The organism is Janibacter sp. A1S7, assembly GCF_037198315.1.
Lineage (GTDB): Bacteria > Actinomycetota > Actinomycetes > Actinomycetales > Dermatophilaceae > Janibacter > Janibacter alittae.
Genome location: NZ_CP144913.1, coordinates 2,693,244 through 2,708,959, shown reverse-complemented (window position 1 = coordinate 2,708,959; position 15,716 = coordinate 2,693,244). Strand labels below are relative to the sequence as shown.

Annotated in this window: 12 protein-coding genes; 7 read left to right on the top strand and 5 right to left on the bottom strand. The window is 71.2% G+C overall.

All coding sequences use genetic code 11. The annotated features are described in order from the left end of the window. Window positions 1-62: 62 nt before the first annotated feature. Together V1351_RS13075 and V1351_RS13070 are read right to left on the bottom strand one after the other, a co-directional pair. Window positions 63-611 carry a hypothetical protein gene (locus V1351_RS13075; RefSeq protein ID WP_338748642.1) on the bottom strand — a complete coding sequence of 183 codons (549 nt, stop codon included), beginning with the start codon at window positions 609-611 and terminating at the stop codon, window positions 63-65. After that, window positions 611-2,965: a DEAD/DEAH box helicase gene (locus tag V1351_RS13070; protein WP_338748641.1), complete on the bottom strand. Its 2,355-nt coding sequence runs from the start codon at window positions 2,963-2,965 to the stop codon at window positions 611-613. Before V1351_RS13070 ends, V1351_RS13075 begins: the two co-directional genes overlap by 1 nt. A gap of 18 nt (window positions 2,966-2,983) precedes the next feature. Between V1351_RS13070 and V1351_RS13065 the strand changes: the two genes are divergently transcribed. The 3 genes from V1351_RS13065 to V1351_RS13055 all read left to right on the top strand — a co-directional run bounded on the left by V1351_RS13065 (window position 2,984) and on the right by V1351_RS13055 (window position 7,460). After that, entirely contained in the window at window positions 2,984-3,337 is a 354-nt protein-coding gene (locus tag V1351_RS13065) for an STAS domain-containing protein (RefSeq protein ID WP_338748640.1), read from the top strand. A 174-nt stretch (window positions 3,338-3,511) separates the two neighbouring features. Further along, on the top strand, window positions 3,512-5,839 hold the full coding sequence (locus V1351_RS13060; RefSeq protein WP_422389031.1) for a sodium-translocating pyrophosphatase: 2,328 nt from the start codon (window positions 3,512-3,514) through the stop codon (window positions 5,837-5,839). An 82-nt stretch (window positions 5,840-5,921) separates the two neighbouring features. Further along, complete coding sequence (locus tag V1351_RS13055; protein ID WP_338748638.1) at window positions 5,922-7,460, top strand: class I SAM-dependent methyltransferase; 1,539 nt, start codon at window positions 5,922-5,924, stop codon at window positions 7,458-7,460. On the opposite strand, the gene V1351_RS13050 is transcribed toward V1351_RS13055, so the two are convergent. Next, window positions 7,439-7,858 carry a DUF4878 domain-containing protein gene (locus V1351_RS13050; protein WP_338748637.1) on the bottom strand — a complete coding sequence of 140 codons (420 nt, stop codon included), beginning with the start codon at window positions 7,856-7,858 and terminating at the stop codon, window positions 7,439-7,441. The genes V1351_RS13055 and V1351_RS13050 overlap by 22 nt on opposite strands. Before the next feature lie 215 nt (window positions 7,859-8,073). On the opposite strand from V1351_RS13050, the gene topA reads away from it, so the two are divergent. Beyond that, window positions 8,074-10,911: a type I DNA topoisomerase gene (gene topA, locus V1351_RS13045; protein WP_338748636.1), complete on the top strand. Its 2,838-nt coding sequence runs from the start codon at window positions 8,074-8,076 to the stop codon at window positions 10,909-10,911. Here the strand turns inward: topA and V1351_RS13040 are convergent. Then, window positions 10,908-11,666 (bottom strand): SDR family oxidoreductase, encoded by a 759-nt coding sequence (locus V1351_RS13040; RefSeq protein WP_338748635.1) that lies wholly within the window; start codon window positions 11,664-11,666, stop codon window positions 10,908-10,910. The two genes, topA and V1351_RS13040, sit on opposite strands and share 4 nt — an antisense overlap. Before the next feature lie 126 nt (window positions 11,667-11,792). Here V1351_RS13040 and V1351_RS13035 point away from each other — a divergent pair, with 126 nt between their 5' ends. The 3 genes from V1351_RS13035 to V1351_RS13025 all read left to right on the top strand — a co-directional run bounded on the left by V1351_RS13035 (window position 11,793) and on the right by V1351_RS13025 (window position 14,361). Continuing rightward, complete coding sequence (locus V1351_RS13035) at window positions 11,793-12,245, top strand: SCP2 sterol-binding domain-containing protein (protein ID WP_338748634.1); 453 nt, start codon at window positions 11,793-11,795, stop codon at window positions 12,243-12,245. A 1-nt stretch (window position 12,246) separates the two neighbouring features. After that, complete coding sequence (locus V1351_RS13030) at window positions 12,247-13,824, top strand: AMP-binding protein (RefSeq protein ID WP_338748633.1); 1,578 nt, start codon at window positions 12,247-12,249, stop codon at window positions 13,822-13,824. 102 nt (window positions 13,825-13,926) lie between these two features. Next, a complete protein-coding gene (locus V1351_RS13025; protein ID WP_338748632.1) occupies window positions 13,927-14,361 on the top strand; it encodes a pyrimidine dimer DNA glycosylase/endonuclease V in 435 nt (144 codons plus the stop codon). Window positions 14,362-14,367: 6 nt separating this feature from the next. Here V1351_RS13025 and V1351_RS13020 read toward each other — a convergent pair whose 3' ends face one another. Beyond that, window positions 14,368-15,708 carry a serine hydrolase domain-containing protein gene (locus V1351_RS13020; RefSeq protein ID WP_338748631.1) on the bottom strand — a complete coding sequence of 447 codons (1,341 nt, stop codon included), beginning with the start codon at window positions 15,706-15,708 and terminating at the stop codon, window positions 14,368-14,370. Window positions 15,709-15,716 lie beyond the last annotated feature (8 nt).

Below are 15,716 nucleotides of genomic sequence, written 5' to 3'. Positions count from 1 at the left end.
CGTGGCCGCGGGAGGCGACGGGACGGCGAGGGTGGGCTCCCTCGGTCCGTGGCGGGTCCCGCCTATCGGTGCGGAGCCGCCCCGGGCCCTCCCGGCTCCCGGCCGTCCGGGCGGGAGTCCTCGCGTGGGATGGCGGTGGTCTCGTCGGCGGCGCCCCGTCGGGGCACCGGGCGGGTCGGGTCAGCGGGAGCGCCCGGGGCAGGAGCCCCGAGCGGGCGGGTCGCGGTCGCCTCGCCGGCTCGACGGCGTTCCTCCGCAAGGCGGCGCTCCTCGAGCTGGCGCTCGCCCTCCTCGTCTCGAGCCTGCTCGGCGGCCGCGGCCTCCTCACGCTCACGGCGCTCGCGGTCCGCGAGCTCGGCGGACTTGCGCTCCCGCCGCAGGCGGGCGTTGCGCGCGAGTGTCGTCTTGATCATGACCAGCCCGAGCCACAGGAGGAACATCACGACCATGCCGGCGATGACGAGCGACAGCGGGTCGAGGGTGAACGTGACGGCGTCGAGGACGTGGAGATCGATGTCCTGCCCCACGGTCTCGGGGGCTGCGGTCCCCATGATCAGCGCGGCCCCCAGCAGGAGGGCGAGCAGGACGAGAACGAGTCCGAGGATGACCATCACGAGGTCCTTTCCGCAGGCGGGGTGGCGGTGCCCGGATGGGCGTCGGTGCCTGATGGGTCAACTCTAGGACGCAGGACGTCGATCATCAGGTCGAGCAGCGCCACGGCTGCGCGCGCGTCGAGGGGCTCGTTGCCGTTGCCGCACTTCGGGGAGACGACGCAGGCGGGGCACCCGGTACCCCCGCACCCGCAGCCCGCGATCGTCTCGCGGGTCATCGTCAACCACTGCTCGATCCGCTCGTGGGCCCGGGCCGCGAATCCCGCACCCCCGGGGTGGCCGTCATAGACCATGATCGTCGGCAGCCCGGTGTCCGGGTGACAGTCGGTGGACACCCCACCGATGTCCCACCGGTCGCAGGTCGCGATCAGCGGCAGCATCCCGATGGCGGCGTGTTCCGCCGCGTGCGCCGCACCCGAGAGGTCCGCCTCGGCGACCCCGATGTCGGCCAGTGCCTGTGGCGTCATCGTCCACCACACCGCCCGGGTCGACAGGGTGCGCTCGGGCAGGTCCAGCGGGTGCGTCCCGATGACCTCCCCACCGGGCAGCCGTCGCAGGAAGCCGGTGACCTGCCGCCGCACGTCGACCCGCCCGAAGCTCACCCGCACCGGACCGAGGTCGACGCCGCTCTCCTCGGAGACGATGTCGAAGGCCGACACCGACTGCGACTGCGTCGTCCAGCCGGGGTCGCCGCGCACCACGGTCGCGGTCGCTTCCTCGAGGTCGAGATCGGTGACCACCCACGTCTGCCCCCGGTGCACGTGGACCGCGCCGGTGTGCACCTGGGCGTGCGCCGCTGCCTCGTCGACGGTCCCGACGACCCGGCCGGACCTCCCTTCGACGATGCTCACCACATCGCCGATACCGCGCAGGGAGACGTGCTCGCCCGGACGGTCCGGTCGCGTCCAGAACCATCCGCCCGGCCGGGCCCGCAGGATGCCGCGCTCCACGAGCATCGACAGCACCGCCTCGAGGGGCTCACCGAACCACGCCTCGTCGGCGAGCGTCACCGGCACCTCGGCGGCGGCGCAGGCGATGTGCGGGACGAGGACGCGCAGGTTCAGCGGGTCGAGCACGCTCGCCTCCACCGGGGCGTCGAAGACCGCCTCCGGGTGCTCGACCACCCACGAGTCCAGGGGGTCGTCCGCGGCGAGCAGCACCGCCAGGGCGTCCTGCCCGTCACGACCGGCCCGCCCCGCCTGCTGCCACACCGACGCGAGCCGTCCCGGCCAGCCGGCCATGAGGACGACGTCGAGCCCGGCGATGTCGATGCCCAGCTCGAGCGCATTGGTCGCCGCGAGGCCCAGCAGCTCCCGCTCGCGCAACCGACGCTCGATGATCCGTCTCTCCTCGGGGAGGTACCCGCCGCGGTAGGCCGCGATCCTCCCTTCGTCGACGATGCTGACCTGGCGTGCCGCGGACGAGGCAAGCGCCTCCACACCGGCCCGTGACCGGGCGAAGGCCAGTGTCTGCACGTCTCGGCCGACCAGCTGCGCCATCAGCTCGGCGGCTTCGGTGGTGGGGGAGCGACGGGCGCCCTCGTCGTCCTCCGGTGGCTGCCACAATCCGAAGGTCAGCGCGCCACGGGGGGATCCGTCCTCGGTCACGGCGAGCACGTCGTCGCCGATGAGGCGGGATGCGTGCCGGCCGGGCTCGCCGACGGTCGCGGAGGCCAGGACGAAGGTCGGGTCGGCGCCATAGCGTCGCGCCACCCGGCGCAGTCGGCGCAGCAGCAGTGCGACGTGCGAGCCGAAGATCCCCCGGTAGACATGGCACTCGTCGATGACGACGTAGCGCAGTCGCCGCAGCACGTGCGCCCAGCCGCGGTGGCCCGGCAGCAACGAGTGGTGCACCAGATCGGGGTTGGTGAGGATGACGTCGGCGTGGTCGCGGATCCAGCGGCGCTCGTCGGTGGGGGTGTCCCCGTCGTACGTCGCCGCACGGATCCCCGGCACCGCCCAGGACTGCAGCCGGGCGAGCTGGTCGGCGGCCAGCGCCTTGGTGGGCGAGAGGTACAGGGCGGTCGCACCCCTCCCGTTCGCCGCCGACCGGCCCTCGAGCACCGAGGTGAGCGATGGCAGGAGATAACCGAGCGACTTGCCCGAGGCCGTGCCCGTCGAGAGCACGACGTGCTGCCCGTCCCGGGCCGCCTGCGCCGCTCCCGCCTGGTGCGACCACAGCCGGTCGATGCCCGCGCCGGCCAACGACTGGCGAAGGGGTGGGGCGACCCAGTCGGGCAGCGGCACATCGGTGGCCGGCCGGGCCGGTATGCGCTCGACGTGCCGCAGCCTCCCTTCGCGCCCGCGGGTCAGCAGGTCGAGCAGCTCGTCGGCCTCTGGGCGGGGGGTGGGCATGTGTCCTACGGTAGGCCGGTGCCCATCTCCGTCACGACCAGCGAAGCCGGCGAGGTGCACATCGTCCACGTGGCCGGTGAGATCGATGTGACCTCCGCCGCCGTGCTGCGCGATGCCCTCGAGGCACTCATCGCCGACGGGCATCGTCGGCTGACCCTCGACCTGACCGACGTCACCTTCCTCGACTCGACCGGGCTGGGGATCGTCGTGGGTCGTCTCAAGCGGTTGGCGCGCCACGGCGGGACGATGACCGTCGCCGCCTCGCACAAGCGGGTGCTGCGCGTCTTCAACATCACCGGTCTCGATCGGCTCCTGGTGATCCGGGCCGACCTCGACTCCGCCGTCGGCGCGGCGCAGACCCCGGTCGCCTGAGGCGACCACGCCGGCGCACTCGTCCCGACGGGGGAGGGGCGAGGGAGGAAGGCGCCCGGTCGTCGGACCCACGCGAGAAGCCCGACGGGGCTAGGGTGTGGCCACGGCTGTGGTCGCCGTCACACGTGGCCCCGGCCGTGACCCTCGTCCATCAAGGAGGATGGCATGGCCGGTATGCAGGTGTCCCTGACCGCGGCGTCGTCGCTCGAGCTCGACGGCGCCAACCTGACCCTCATCAGCGCAGTCGCAGTCATCGGGCTGGTCGCCCTCGTCCTGGGTGTCGGCCTGCGACGCCAGGTGATCGCGGCAGGAGCCGGCACCGAGCGGATGCAGGAGATCGCCGGCGCGGTCGAGGAGGGCGCCCACGCCTACCTGCGGCGGCAGTTCAGGACGCTCGTCGTCTTCGTCGTCCTCGTGTTCATCCTGTTGCTGTTCCTCCCGGCCGACTCGGCGGGCGTGCGATGGGGCCGCTCGGGCTTCTTCGTCCTCGGCGCCGTGTTCTCCGCGGCCATCGGGTACCTGGGCATGAGCCTGGCGGTCAAGGCCAACGTCCGCGTCGCCGAGGCGGCCCGCACGACCGGTCGTGACGACGGCATGCAGATTGCCTTCCGCACCGGTGGCACGGTCGGCATGTTCACCGTCGGGCTCGGTCTGCTCGGTGCCGCGATCGTCGTCCTCGCCTACCGCGGTGACGCGCCCCGGGTCCTGGAGGGCTTCGGCTTCGGAGCCGCCCTGCTCGCGATGTTCATGCGCGTCGGCGGCGGCATCTTCACCAAGGCCGCCGACGTCGGCGCCGACCTCGTCGGCAAGGTCGAGGCCGGCATCCCCGAGGACGACCCGCGCAATGCCGCCACGATCGCCGACAACGTCGGGGACAACGTCGGCGACTGCGCCGGCATGGCCGCCGATCTCTTCGAGTCCTACGCCGTCATGCTCGTCGCCGCGCTGATCCTCGGCTCGGCGGCCTTCGGCGCCTACGGTCTGGTCTTCCCGCTGCTCATCCCGGCCATCGGCGCCGTGACCGCCATGATCGGCATCTTCATCACGCGGGCACGGGCCGGCGAGTCGGCCCTCGACGCGATCAACCGGGGCTTCTACATCTCGGCGGTCATCTCCGCCGTGCTCTGCACGGCGGCCGCCTACCTCTACCTCCCGAGCAGCTACGGGCAGCTGGGGACCGCCGACCAGGACATCGCCGCCCTCGTCGGCGACCCGCGCCGGGCGGCGCTGCTGGCCGTCATCCTCGGCATCGTCCTGGCCGCCGTCATCCTGCGGATGACCGGTCACTACACCGGTACCGACAAGCGCCCGACCGAGGACGTCGCACGCACGACCGAGACCGGCGCGGCGACCGTCATCCTCTCGGGCATCAGCCTCGGTCTGGAGTCCGCGGTCTACAAGGTGACGACGATCGCGGTCGTCATCTACCTCGCCTTCCTGCTCGGAGGGTCCTCGGTGACCCTCGGGCTGTTCTTCATCGCTCTCGCCGGCTGCGGCCTGCTGACCACGGTCGGGGTCATCGTCGCGATGGACACCTTCGGACCGGTCTCCGACAACGCCCAGGGCATCGCCGAGATGTCCGGCGACGTCGACGAGGAGGCCGCGCAGATCCTCACCGAGCTCGACGCCGTCGGCAACACGACCAAGGCGATCACCAAGGGCATCGCCATCGCCACGGCGGTCCTCGCGGCCACGGCGCTCTTCGGCAGCTACACCGATGCGTGGACCTCCACCGTCCGGTCGATCGAGGAGGGCGCGGTCTCGCAGGACCGGCTCTCCGGCTTCGAGCAGATGGTCAACACGCAGATCGTCACCCCGAGCGTCCTGGTCGGTCTGCTCCTGGGCGCCGCGGTCGTCTTCCTCTTCTCCGGGCTCGCGATCAACGCGGTGACCGTCGCGGCGGGGTCGATCGTCCACGAGGTGCGTCGCCAGTTCCGCGACCACCCCGGGATCATGGCCGGCACCGAGAAGCCGGACTACGCCCGCGTCGTCGACATCTGCACCCGCGACTCACTGACCAAGCTGGCGACGCCGGGCCTGCTCGCGGCACTGACCCCCGTCGTCGTCGGGTTCGGTCTGGGTATCGGCGCGCTCGCGGGATTCCTCGCCGGCGCGATCGCCTGCGGCGCCCTCATGGCCGTCTTCCTCGCCAACTCCGGTGGCGCGTGGGACAACGCGAAGAAGATCGTCGAGGACGGACGCCATGGTGGCAAGGGTTCACCGGCGCACGAGGCAGCAGTCATCGGCGACACGGTCGGCGACCCCTTCAAGGACACTGCCGGCCCGGCGATCAACCCGCTGATCAAGGTGATGAACCTCGTCGCCGTGCTGATCGCACCGGCCATCGTCACCCTCTACCTCGGCGACGGGGGCTCGCAGACGATCCGGTGGGCGATCGCCCTGGTCGCGCTCCTCGTCCTGGTCATCGCCCTCGTGGTCGCCAAGCGCGATGACGTCGCGATCTCCGACACGCAGGAGGAGCCCGTGGGAGACCGTGCCTGAGCCGAATCGGCCCGGACCGATTCGCGGTCATCCGAGTGTGCCTGGGCCAACTCGGACGGTGGGGGCCGACTAGGCTCCTGCCGTGACCTCCTCGGCGAAACCCGGTATCGATCCAGCCCTCCTCGAGCACCTCCGGGAGGACCTGGCCGAGGCCGACTTCCGCGTCGACGCAGTGCGCGGGCGTCTCGGTGCCCTCGCGGCGGACGCGCTCGGTCGGGAGCAGACGCTCCCGGCGCGACGGGCCGTCGCCGGGGCGAACGACCCGCTCGGGGTGCTCATCGGCTGCTTCGGGCTGGGACTGCCCATCCCCGCAGACACCCTCGGGGCTGCGCTCCCACGGACGGGCGTGACCGGCGCGATCGCCCTGCGGATCGTCGAGCCGCAGGGTGCCCACCTCGTGGCCACCTGCGATCTGCGGCCCTACGGCGACGATCTCGGGAACTGCTGGTGGATCGCGTCCGACCCCCCGGCGCTCTTCCAGCACGCCCGCAGCGAGCCGCTGCCCGTCGACCACGTCCTCGGGGTCGGCGGGGCCTCGACGACCCTGGCGTCGTGGACACCCCGCACGCCGGTGGCCCGGGCCCTCGACCTGGGCACCGGCTCAGGAGTGCAGGCGCTGCACCTGTCCGGGCACGCCGAGACGGTCGTCGCCACCGACCTGTCGCAGCGCGCGCTGCGCTACGCCGAGTTCAACGCCGTCCTCAACGGCGTCGAGTGGGACCTGCGCTCGGGTTCCTTCCTCGACCCCGTCGCCGGCGAGACCTTCGACCTCATCGTCAGCAACCCCCCCTTCGTCATCACGCCACGGGCCGAGGGCGTGCCGCTCTACGAGTACCGGGACGGAGGTGCCGCCGGCGACGGCGTCGTCGCGGCCCTGACGAAGGGGGTCGGTACCCACCTCGCGCCGGGCGGGGTCGCACAGCTGCTCGGTAACTGGGAGACCGTCGCCGGGCAGGACTGGCGCGAACGGGTCGGGGAGTGGGTCGCCGAGAGCGGCCTGGACGCCTGGGTGGTCCAGCGGGACGTGCAGGACCCGGCGGAGTACGCCGAGCTGTGGGCCCGCGACGGAGGCCACCGTCCCGGCACCCCCGAGCACGACGCGCTCGTCGGGGCGTGGCTGGACGACTTCGCGGCACGGGGGGTGACCGAGATCGGTTTCGGGATCATCACGCTGCACCGTCCGACGAGTGAGCGCGCCCCCTTCGTCGACCTCGTCGAGGCGAGCGGCCCGGTGGCCACGCCGATGGGACCCGCCGTCGCCAAGGGTCTCGTCGCCCGGGACCGGCTGGCCGCCATGAGCGATGACGACGTGCTCGACACCGCCTGGCGCTGTGCCGACGACGTCACGACGGAGACGCACGCGGAACCCGGCGCCACCGACCCCACCGTGATCCTCCTGCGGCAGGGCGGAGGGCTGGGCCGCGTCGTCCGACTCGACACGCTCGATGCCGCCCTGGTCTCGGTGTGCGACGGCGAGCTGAGCGCGCGACAGTCGCTCGTCGCGATCTCCGGGCTGCTCGACCGGCCCACGCACGAAGCGCTCGACGCGGGCGCAGGGCTCCTGCGGGGGCTCGTCGCGGACGGATTCCTCGAACGGGGTCAGGAGTCCTCGGGTTCCTGACCCTCCTCCGGCTCCAGCGAGCCGATCTTCCACTCGCCGTCGATCTGCACCAGCGACAGCTCCTCCTGCGGGTTGTCCCCGACGGTGAAGGAGACGGTGGCGGCGGTACCGTCCTCGGAGACCGTGCTCTCGACGATCTCGAGATCCGCGTCCCGGTCCAGATCGCTGAAGAGGTCGGCGCCGTTCTGCTCCAGGACCTCCGCGCAGCTCGCGTCACCGGCCTGCTCGAGCGGCTCGATCAGGTCCGGGGCGAGGGTGTCGCAGAAGACCTGGTAGTCCTCCTCCTGCAGCGCCCGGTGGAAGTCCTCGACCGTCTGCTCCGGGCCGTCGCCGGCACCGCAGGCGGACAGGCCGAGGGCGAGCACGCCGATCGACGCGGCAGTGGCCAGCTTCTTCATCGTGGGTCCTCCCCGGTGGTCGACCCGTCGAGCGGGTTGGTCCCCGAGCCTATCGAGGGGTCGTCGACGGTGGTGGCCCGCTCGACCGGGGACGATCCGTGCGGGTGGGGAGCGGCAAGACGGCTGGGTGGGGCGTAGTACGGTCTGCGCAAGAGTGACCGCACGTCGAGGCAGCGACGAATCCGCTGCACGTGCGGTCGGGAGAAGAGGCGCACATGGCCAGCAAGCTCGTCATCGTCGAGTCGCCAGCCAAGGCCAAGACGATCGCGGGGTACCTCGGCGGCGACTTCGTCGTCGAGGCATCGGTGGGACACATCCGGGACATCCCGACCCCGTCGGAGATGCCCGCGGAGATGAAGAAGGGGCCTTTCGGTCGCTTCGGGATCAACATCGAGGAGGGCTTCGAGCCCTACTACGTCGTCGATCCAGACAAGAAGAAGAAGGTCACCGAGCTCAAGCGCCTGCTCAAGGACGCCGACACCCTCTACCTCGCCACGGATGAGGACCGCGAGGGCGAGGCGATCGCCTGGCACCTCCTGGAGACCCTCAAGCCCAAGGTCCCGGTCAAGCGGATGGTCTTCCACGAGATCACCAAGGAAGCGATCGAGCGGGCCGTCGAGGACACCCGTGAGCTCGATCTCCACCTCGTCGACGCGCAGGAGTCGCGCCGCATCCTCGACCGCCTCTACGGCTACGAGGTCTCCCCGGTCCTGTGGCGCAAGGTCAAGGCCGGCCTGTCCGCCGGTCGCGTCCAGTCCGTGGCCACCCGCATCGTCGTCGAGCGCGAGCGCGAGCGGATGGCGTTCACCGCGGCCTCCTACTGGGACGTGGAAGGAAAGTTCGCCGCCGGCACATCCACGGCCGGCGCTGCCCCCTTCGCTGCCCGGCTGTCGTCGCTGGACGGGACGAAGGTCGCCGCCGGCCGCGACTTCGACGACACCGGCTCACTCAAGGGCACGGCCCGCCACCTCGACCAGCGCGCCGCCACCGCCGTCGCCGAGGCGACGATCGCCGCCACCGCCACGGTCGGCTCCGTCGCCGAGAAGCCCTACACGCGTCGTCCGTACGCCCCCTTCACCACCTCGACCCTGCAGCAGGAGGCCGGACGGAAGCTCGGCCTGGGCTCCCGCGACGCCATGCGCGTCGCCCAGCGGCTGTACGAGAACGGCTACATCACCTACATGCGTACCGACAGCACCAACCTGTCGGGCTCGGCCGTCTCCGCCGCCCGCGGACAGGCACGCGACATGTACGGCGCGGACTTCGTCCCTCAGGCGCCGCGGATGTATGGCAAGAAGGCCAAGAACGCCCAGGAGGCGCACGAGGCAATCCGCCCGGCAGGAGACCGGTTCCGCACCCCGGCGCAGGTCGCCGGTGAGCTGCGGGGCGACGAGTTCCGTCTCTACGAGCTGATCTGGAAGCGCACCATCGCCTCCCAGATGGCCGACGCCAAGGGCTCGACAGCGACGATCAAGGTCGCCGCCGACCTCGGGGGCTGCGAGGTCGCCAGGACCGCCGAGTACACCGCCTCCGGCACCGTCATCACCTTCAAGGGATTCCTCGCCGCGTACGAGGAGGGCACCGACGAGCCCGAGGCCAAGGGGGCGAAGGGGGGCGAGGCCCGCCTGCCGAAGGTCGCCGAGGGAGCGGACCTCGACGTCGTCGACGCCACCGCCTCCGGTCACGAGACCTCGCCGCCGGCCCGCTACACCGAGGCCTCACTCGTGAAGACCATGGAGGAGAAGGGGATCGGCCGCCCGTCGACCTACGCCTCGACGATCAGCACGATCCAGGACCGCGGGTACGTGCGCAAGAAGGGGTCCGCGCTCGTCCCGACGTGGCTCGCCTTCGCCGTCACCCGGCTGATGGAGGTCCACTTCACCCGCCTCGTCGACTACGACTTCACCGCCTCGATGGAGGAGGACCTCGACGAGATCGCCTCCGGGTCCGCGCAGCGCGCTGCGTGGCTGCAGCGCTTCTACTACGGCGATGCCAGCGGTACCGAGGGACTGGCCTCGCTCGTCTCCGACCTGGGCGACATCGACGCCCGCGCGATCTCGACGATCGACATCGGTGACGGGGTCGTCGTGCGCGTCGGCCGCTACGGGCCCTACGTCGAAGAGACCATCCCCACCGGTGTCGACCCGAAGACCGGCGAGGTCTCAGACGACACGGCGGTCGAGAAGAAGCCCAAGCGCGCCACCATCAACGACGACGTCGCCCCCGACGAGATGACACCCGCGATGGCCCGGGAGCTGCTCGCGCAGGCAGCCGACGACGGTCGCGTCCTCGGGCAGGACCCCGAGACCGGGCGCGACATCATCGTCAAGACCGGCCGGTACGGGCCCTTCGTCACCGAGGTGCTCGAGGAGGGCGAGGACAAGCCCAAGAAGGGCAAGGCCAAGGTCAAGCCGCGCACGGCCTCACTGTTCAAGACCATGGACCCGGCGACCGTCGAGCTGCCGACCGCGTTGACGCTGCTCTCGCTGCCCCGCGTCGTCGGTACCGTCACCGAGACCAGGACGGCCGAGGACGGTACCGAGAGCCAGGTCGAGGTGGACATCACCGCACAGAACGGTCGCTACGGCCCGTACCTGAAGAAGGGCACGGACTCGCGCTCGATGGAGACCGAGGAGCAGATCTTCACGATCACCCTCGAGGAGGCGCAGGAGCTCTACGCGCAGCCGAAGCGGCGCGGTCGCGCAGCCAAGCCCCCGCTGAAGGAGTTCGACGAGGACCCGGCCAGCGGCAAGAAGGTCATCGTCAAGGACGGCCGGTTCGGTCCGTACGTCACCGACGGCGAGACGAACGCGACGCTCCGTCGCGAGGACGACCCGGAGACGATCACCCAGGAGCGGGCCTTCGAGCTGCTCGCCGACAAGCGCGCCAAGGGCCCGAGCACCCGAAAGAAGAGCGCCAAGAAGTCGACGAAGAAGAGTGCCACGAAGTCGACCGCGAAGAAGACGACCGCGAAGAGGACAACGGCCAAGAAGACAACGGCCAAGAAGACCGCGACGAAGAAGACGGCGACGAAGAGGGCCTCCAGCTCCTAGGGACGCCCGCTGGCCTGCGCCCAGGTCCACCAGTCGGGGCCGCGCCGCTCGACGTCGGGGCCGGGGAGTGCCGATCCCGCGCCGACCTGCGGGGTCGCGGGGACCGGCAGCACCTGCACGTCGTCGCCGCGCAGCTCGCACCACCGCGTGACGAGGTCGACCAGCTGCTCGGGTGAGGGACCGGCGATCTGGCGGTCGCCCCCTTCGTCCGCGGTGGCCATCTCGAGCAGGACGGCGGCCACCTCGGCCGAGGCGACCGGTTGGGTCGGCATGTCCATGATCCGTGCGGTGTCGCCGTCCCCGGAGCGCTGCAGAACCTGCCCGGGGAACTCGTGGAACTGCGTCGCGCGCAGCACCCGCACGCCCGGTGCGTGCTCGCGCACCGCTCGCTCGTGAGCGAGGGTGACGCGGTACCACGGGAAGTCCTGGCCCTGCTCGATCCCGACGATGGAGAGCACCACGGTGCGTGGGACGCCGGCCTGCCTGGCGGCCCGGCCGAGGTTCACGGCGACGGTGGTGAAGAAGTCGGTGGCCGCCCCCTCGTCCATCGTCGCCGGACGGGTGACGTCGATGATGGCGTCGACCCCCGACAGACGGTCGGACAGACCCTGTGGCCGCGTCAGGTCCACCCCGTGGTTTCGGCTGAGCGGCACCACCTCGTGGCCCGCGGCGGTGGCCAACTCGACCACGTGCGACCCGATGAGCCCGCTCGCCCCAGCGACCGCCACCCGTTGCCTGCGCCCTGACCCAGCCATGCCATCGACGCTACGCCCTGCCGCGAGGCTGTGACCAACCGCACGCACCGGCGTGACCCGCTCCATTGGCGGGGCTCGTTACCCGCGGGTATGGTCACGGCACACCGCACCGAAGGAGCTGCGCAGATGGATCCGGACCCCTCGACCTTCGAGGACATGAGTCCCCAGGAGTTCGCGAGGACGGTCAAGGAGATGTCCGACCGGGAGATCTCCGAGACCATGCGCGGCGAGCACCGCACCGCCGTCCTCGACGCGGTCTTCGACCGCTTCCCGACCCTCTTCCGCCCCGATCGGGCCAAAGGGGTCAGCGCCACGACCCAGTTCCGGATCACCGGCGGCCCCGACGGTCGCCCGCACGACACCTACGAGATCGTCATCGACGACGGTCGGTGCAGTGTCAGCACGGAGCCCGGCGGCAGCTTCGACGTCTCCCTGATGATGGCGCCGATGGAGCTCCTCACGATGAGCACCGGTCGGGGCAACCCGACGATGATGGTGATGCGCGGCAAGATCACGGTGAAGGGTGATCTCGCGCTCGCCGCCACCTTCCCCTCCATGCTCGACATCCCGAAGGCCTGACATGTCCATCAGTCCCCTGACCGTCGCCAAGACCATGGCCAAGCGGGGCATGCTCGCCCCGGGGCCGCCCACCAACCAGGTCAGACAGCTGACCGCACTGAAGAGGTGGGGCTTCGGCCTGGCCGGTGAGCTCCGCCAGGCAGCCAACCGCTCGCCGAAGGCCGTCGCCGTCGTCGACGAGACCCGGGGCGCCACCACCTACGCCGAACTGCTGGCCAACTCCGAGAAGGTCGGCGTCATCCTCACCGAGCTGGGTTTCCGGCCCGGCGAGCGCATCGGATTGCTCGCCCGCAACCACGTGCAGGCGATCGAGGTCATGTGTGCCGCCTCGGCGATCGGCATCGACCTCGTCCTGGGCAACACCGGGCTCTCCGGACCGCAGTTCGCCCAGGTCTGCGAGCAGCAGGGGATCAAGGCGCTCATCCACGACGACGAGTTCGGCGAGGTCGTCGGCCACCTCCCCGAGGGGATGCCGAAGGTCACCGAGGGCGAGCTGGCCCGCCGGGTCGAGGAGGCGCCCCGCCCGCACGACCTGAAGGTCCCCGCACGCGGCGGCCGGACGATCATCCTCACCTCCGGGACGACGGGGACGCCCAAGGGTGCCGCCCGCAAGACCCCGGGCGGTTTCGGTCCGCTGATCTCGGTCATCGACCGCATCCCCCTGCACGCCGGCGACCGGATCCTGATCTCCGCGCCGATCTTCCACACCTGGGGCTACGCGGCGGTGCAGTTGTCGATGGCGTTGCGCGCCACGATCATCCTGCAGCGTCGCTTCGAGCCCGAGGCGGCCCGCACCGCGTTGGCGCAGCGACAGCCGCACGCGATGTTCGCCATTCCGGTGATGCTCCAGCGGATGATGGAGCTACCCGAGGACCCCGGAGCCGGAGCGCACCGCCACCTGCGGGTCGTCGCGACCTCGGGGTCGGCCTACCCCTCCGGTTTCACCACCAAGTTCATGGATGCCTACGGCGACGTGCTCTACAACCTCTACGGCTCGACCGAGGCATCATGGGTGTGCATCGCGACGCCGGAGCACATGCGCCGCGACCCCAACACCGCCGGCACCCCGCCGCTCGGTACGGTCGTGAAGATCCTTGACGAGGACGGCCGCGAGGTCCCGGTCGGCCAGACGGGCCGCATCTTCGCGGGGAACGAGCTCGTCTTCGACGGGTACACCAATGACGGCCAGGCCAAGGACTTCGTCGACGGCCTGGTCTCCACCGGCGACGTGGGCCACGTCGAGGGTGATCTGTACTTCGTCGACGGCCGTGACGACGACATGATCGTCAGCGGTGGTGAGAACGTGTATCCGACCGAGGTCGAATCGCTGCTCTCCGAGCACCCCGCAGTGCGCGAGGTGTCCGTGATCGGTGTCCCGGACCCCGACTTCGGGCAGCGACTGGCCGCCTTCATCGCCCTCACCGACGGGCACTCCCTCGATGAGGACGAGCTCAAGGAGCACGTGCGCGCCCATCGGGCCCGGCACTGCATCCCGCGAGAGGTCGTCTTCGTGGACGAGCTGCCGCGCAACGCCACCGGCAAGATCCTGCCCCGGGAGCTGCGCAAACACTTCGCCTGATCGCCCGGACGGGCAACTGCGTGGACTTGTGCGAGTGGGTGCACGCCCGGACGTGCACCTGCCTAGGCTTGTGCGAGTTCGCGCGATCCCGAAGGAGCAGGCATGCGGCTGTGGAGTCTTCACCCTGCCCAGCTGGACCGGGCCGCCCTGGTCTCCGGCTGGCGGGAGGGACTGCTGGCGCAGGCAGTCCTGCTCGGCCGGACGAAGGGCTACACCCGTCATCCGCAGCTGGTGCGGTTCCGGGAGCTGGACGACCCGGTCGTCGGCGTGGGCACGTGGCTCCTCGGGCTCGCCGAGGAGGCGGATCGGCGTGGCTACCGGTTCGACCGCGCCCGGGTGGTGTCGACGCCGGACCCGGCACTGCGGATGATCGTCACCGACGGCCAGCTGGAGCTCGAGTGGCGACATCTGCTCGCCAAGTGCCGGCAACGCTCGCCGGAGTGGGCGACGGGCCTGTGGGCCGGGCCACCGCGCGCCCACCCCGTCTTCGACGTGGTCAGTGGTCCGGTCGCCGACTGGGAGCGCGCCGCGAGCTGAGGGGGCTCACAACCACTGGCCGAAGGCCATCGGCCGGCGGTCGAATCGGTAGGTGGCCCAGTTGAAGTGGCTGACCTCCCCCTTCGCGTCCCGCTGCACGCGCAGCACCTCGCCCTGCTCCCGGCCCGAGACCGTGCGGAAGCGGTCGGTGCCCTCGCGCTCGAAGACCGAGGGCGGCTGCTCCTTCGGCTGGCCGGCGACGCGGGCCTCGAGGGCGCCCTGCCTGACCGAGAGGACGAAGTGGGTGCCCTCGGAGTACCAGTGCCCCAGGAGCGGGACGAGGTCGGTGGGCAGCTCGGCACCGGGCTCCCACGGCTCGGGCTCGACCGGCTCGCGCTCGATCGCGGTGGTGCCCATCTCGATGGCAGCGGCGGCCGGTGGGACCGGGGCGGAGTTGTTCATCATGATCAGGCCCGTCGTCGCCGAGGGCCGCTCGGTGAAGACGCCGGTGATCGAGCCCGGCCAGCCACCGGTGTGCCCGACCCAGAAGCGACCCTCGTGCCGGACCAGCTGCAACCCCAGACCCCATGCGGAGGTCCAGCCCCGGACGTCGGCCATGACCTGTGGCTGGCACATCTCCTCGAGGGTGTCGGGGGAGAGGACCTCCTCGACGGGGTCGGCGATGAAGCCACCCCAGCGGGCCATGTCGGTGGGGGTCGACCGCAGCCCACCGGCGGGATCCATGGCGCGGGCCTCGAAGACCGGCTCCTCGATCGGGACGTCGGCGAAGGGCGGGACGTAGTACCCCTTCGCCCGCCGGCCGCCGGGGACGGTGCCGGTGCGGGTCATCTCCAGCGGCTCGAGGATGCGGCGGCGGACGGACTCCTCCCACGTGCCCCCGTCGAGGCGGGAGATGATCTCGCCGAGCACCGAGAAGCCGAGGTTGGAGTAGTGCCAGCGCTCGTGGGGTCGGCCGATGCGCTCGGCGTCCGACCAGCCGGCGAGCAGCTCCTCCCGGGTGGGCATGACCATCGTGTCGAAGACGTCCCCGACGGGCTCGCGCTGCATCCCGGAGGTGTGCGAGAGGAGCTGCCGGATCGTCACGCCCGCGTGCGAGCTGTCGGCCAGGTGCAGCTCGACGGTGTCGTCGAGACCGAGCCTGCCCTCATCACGCAGCGCCATGATCACGACGGCGGTGAAGGTCTTGGAGTTGCTCGCGACGGCGTACTGGGTGTCCTCGTCAGGGACGTCGCCGGGGGAGGCGAGGTCGATCGTCCCGATCCCGCGGAACCACTCGAGCCGTCCCCTGCGGGCCACGCCCGCCGAGAGCCCGGGCACGCGCCCGTCGGTCTGGGCCGTGAGGGCACGTGCGGTCAGGGCGCGGGCGGTCTGATCGGAGAAACTCATGTGGGCCA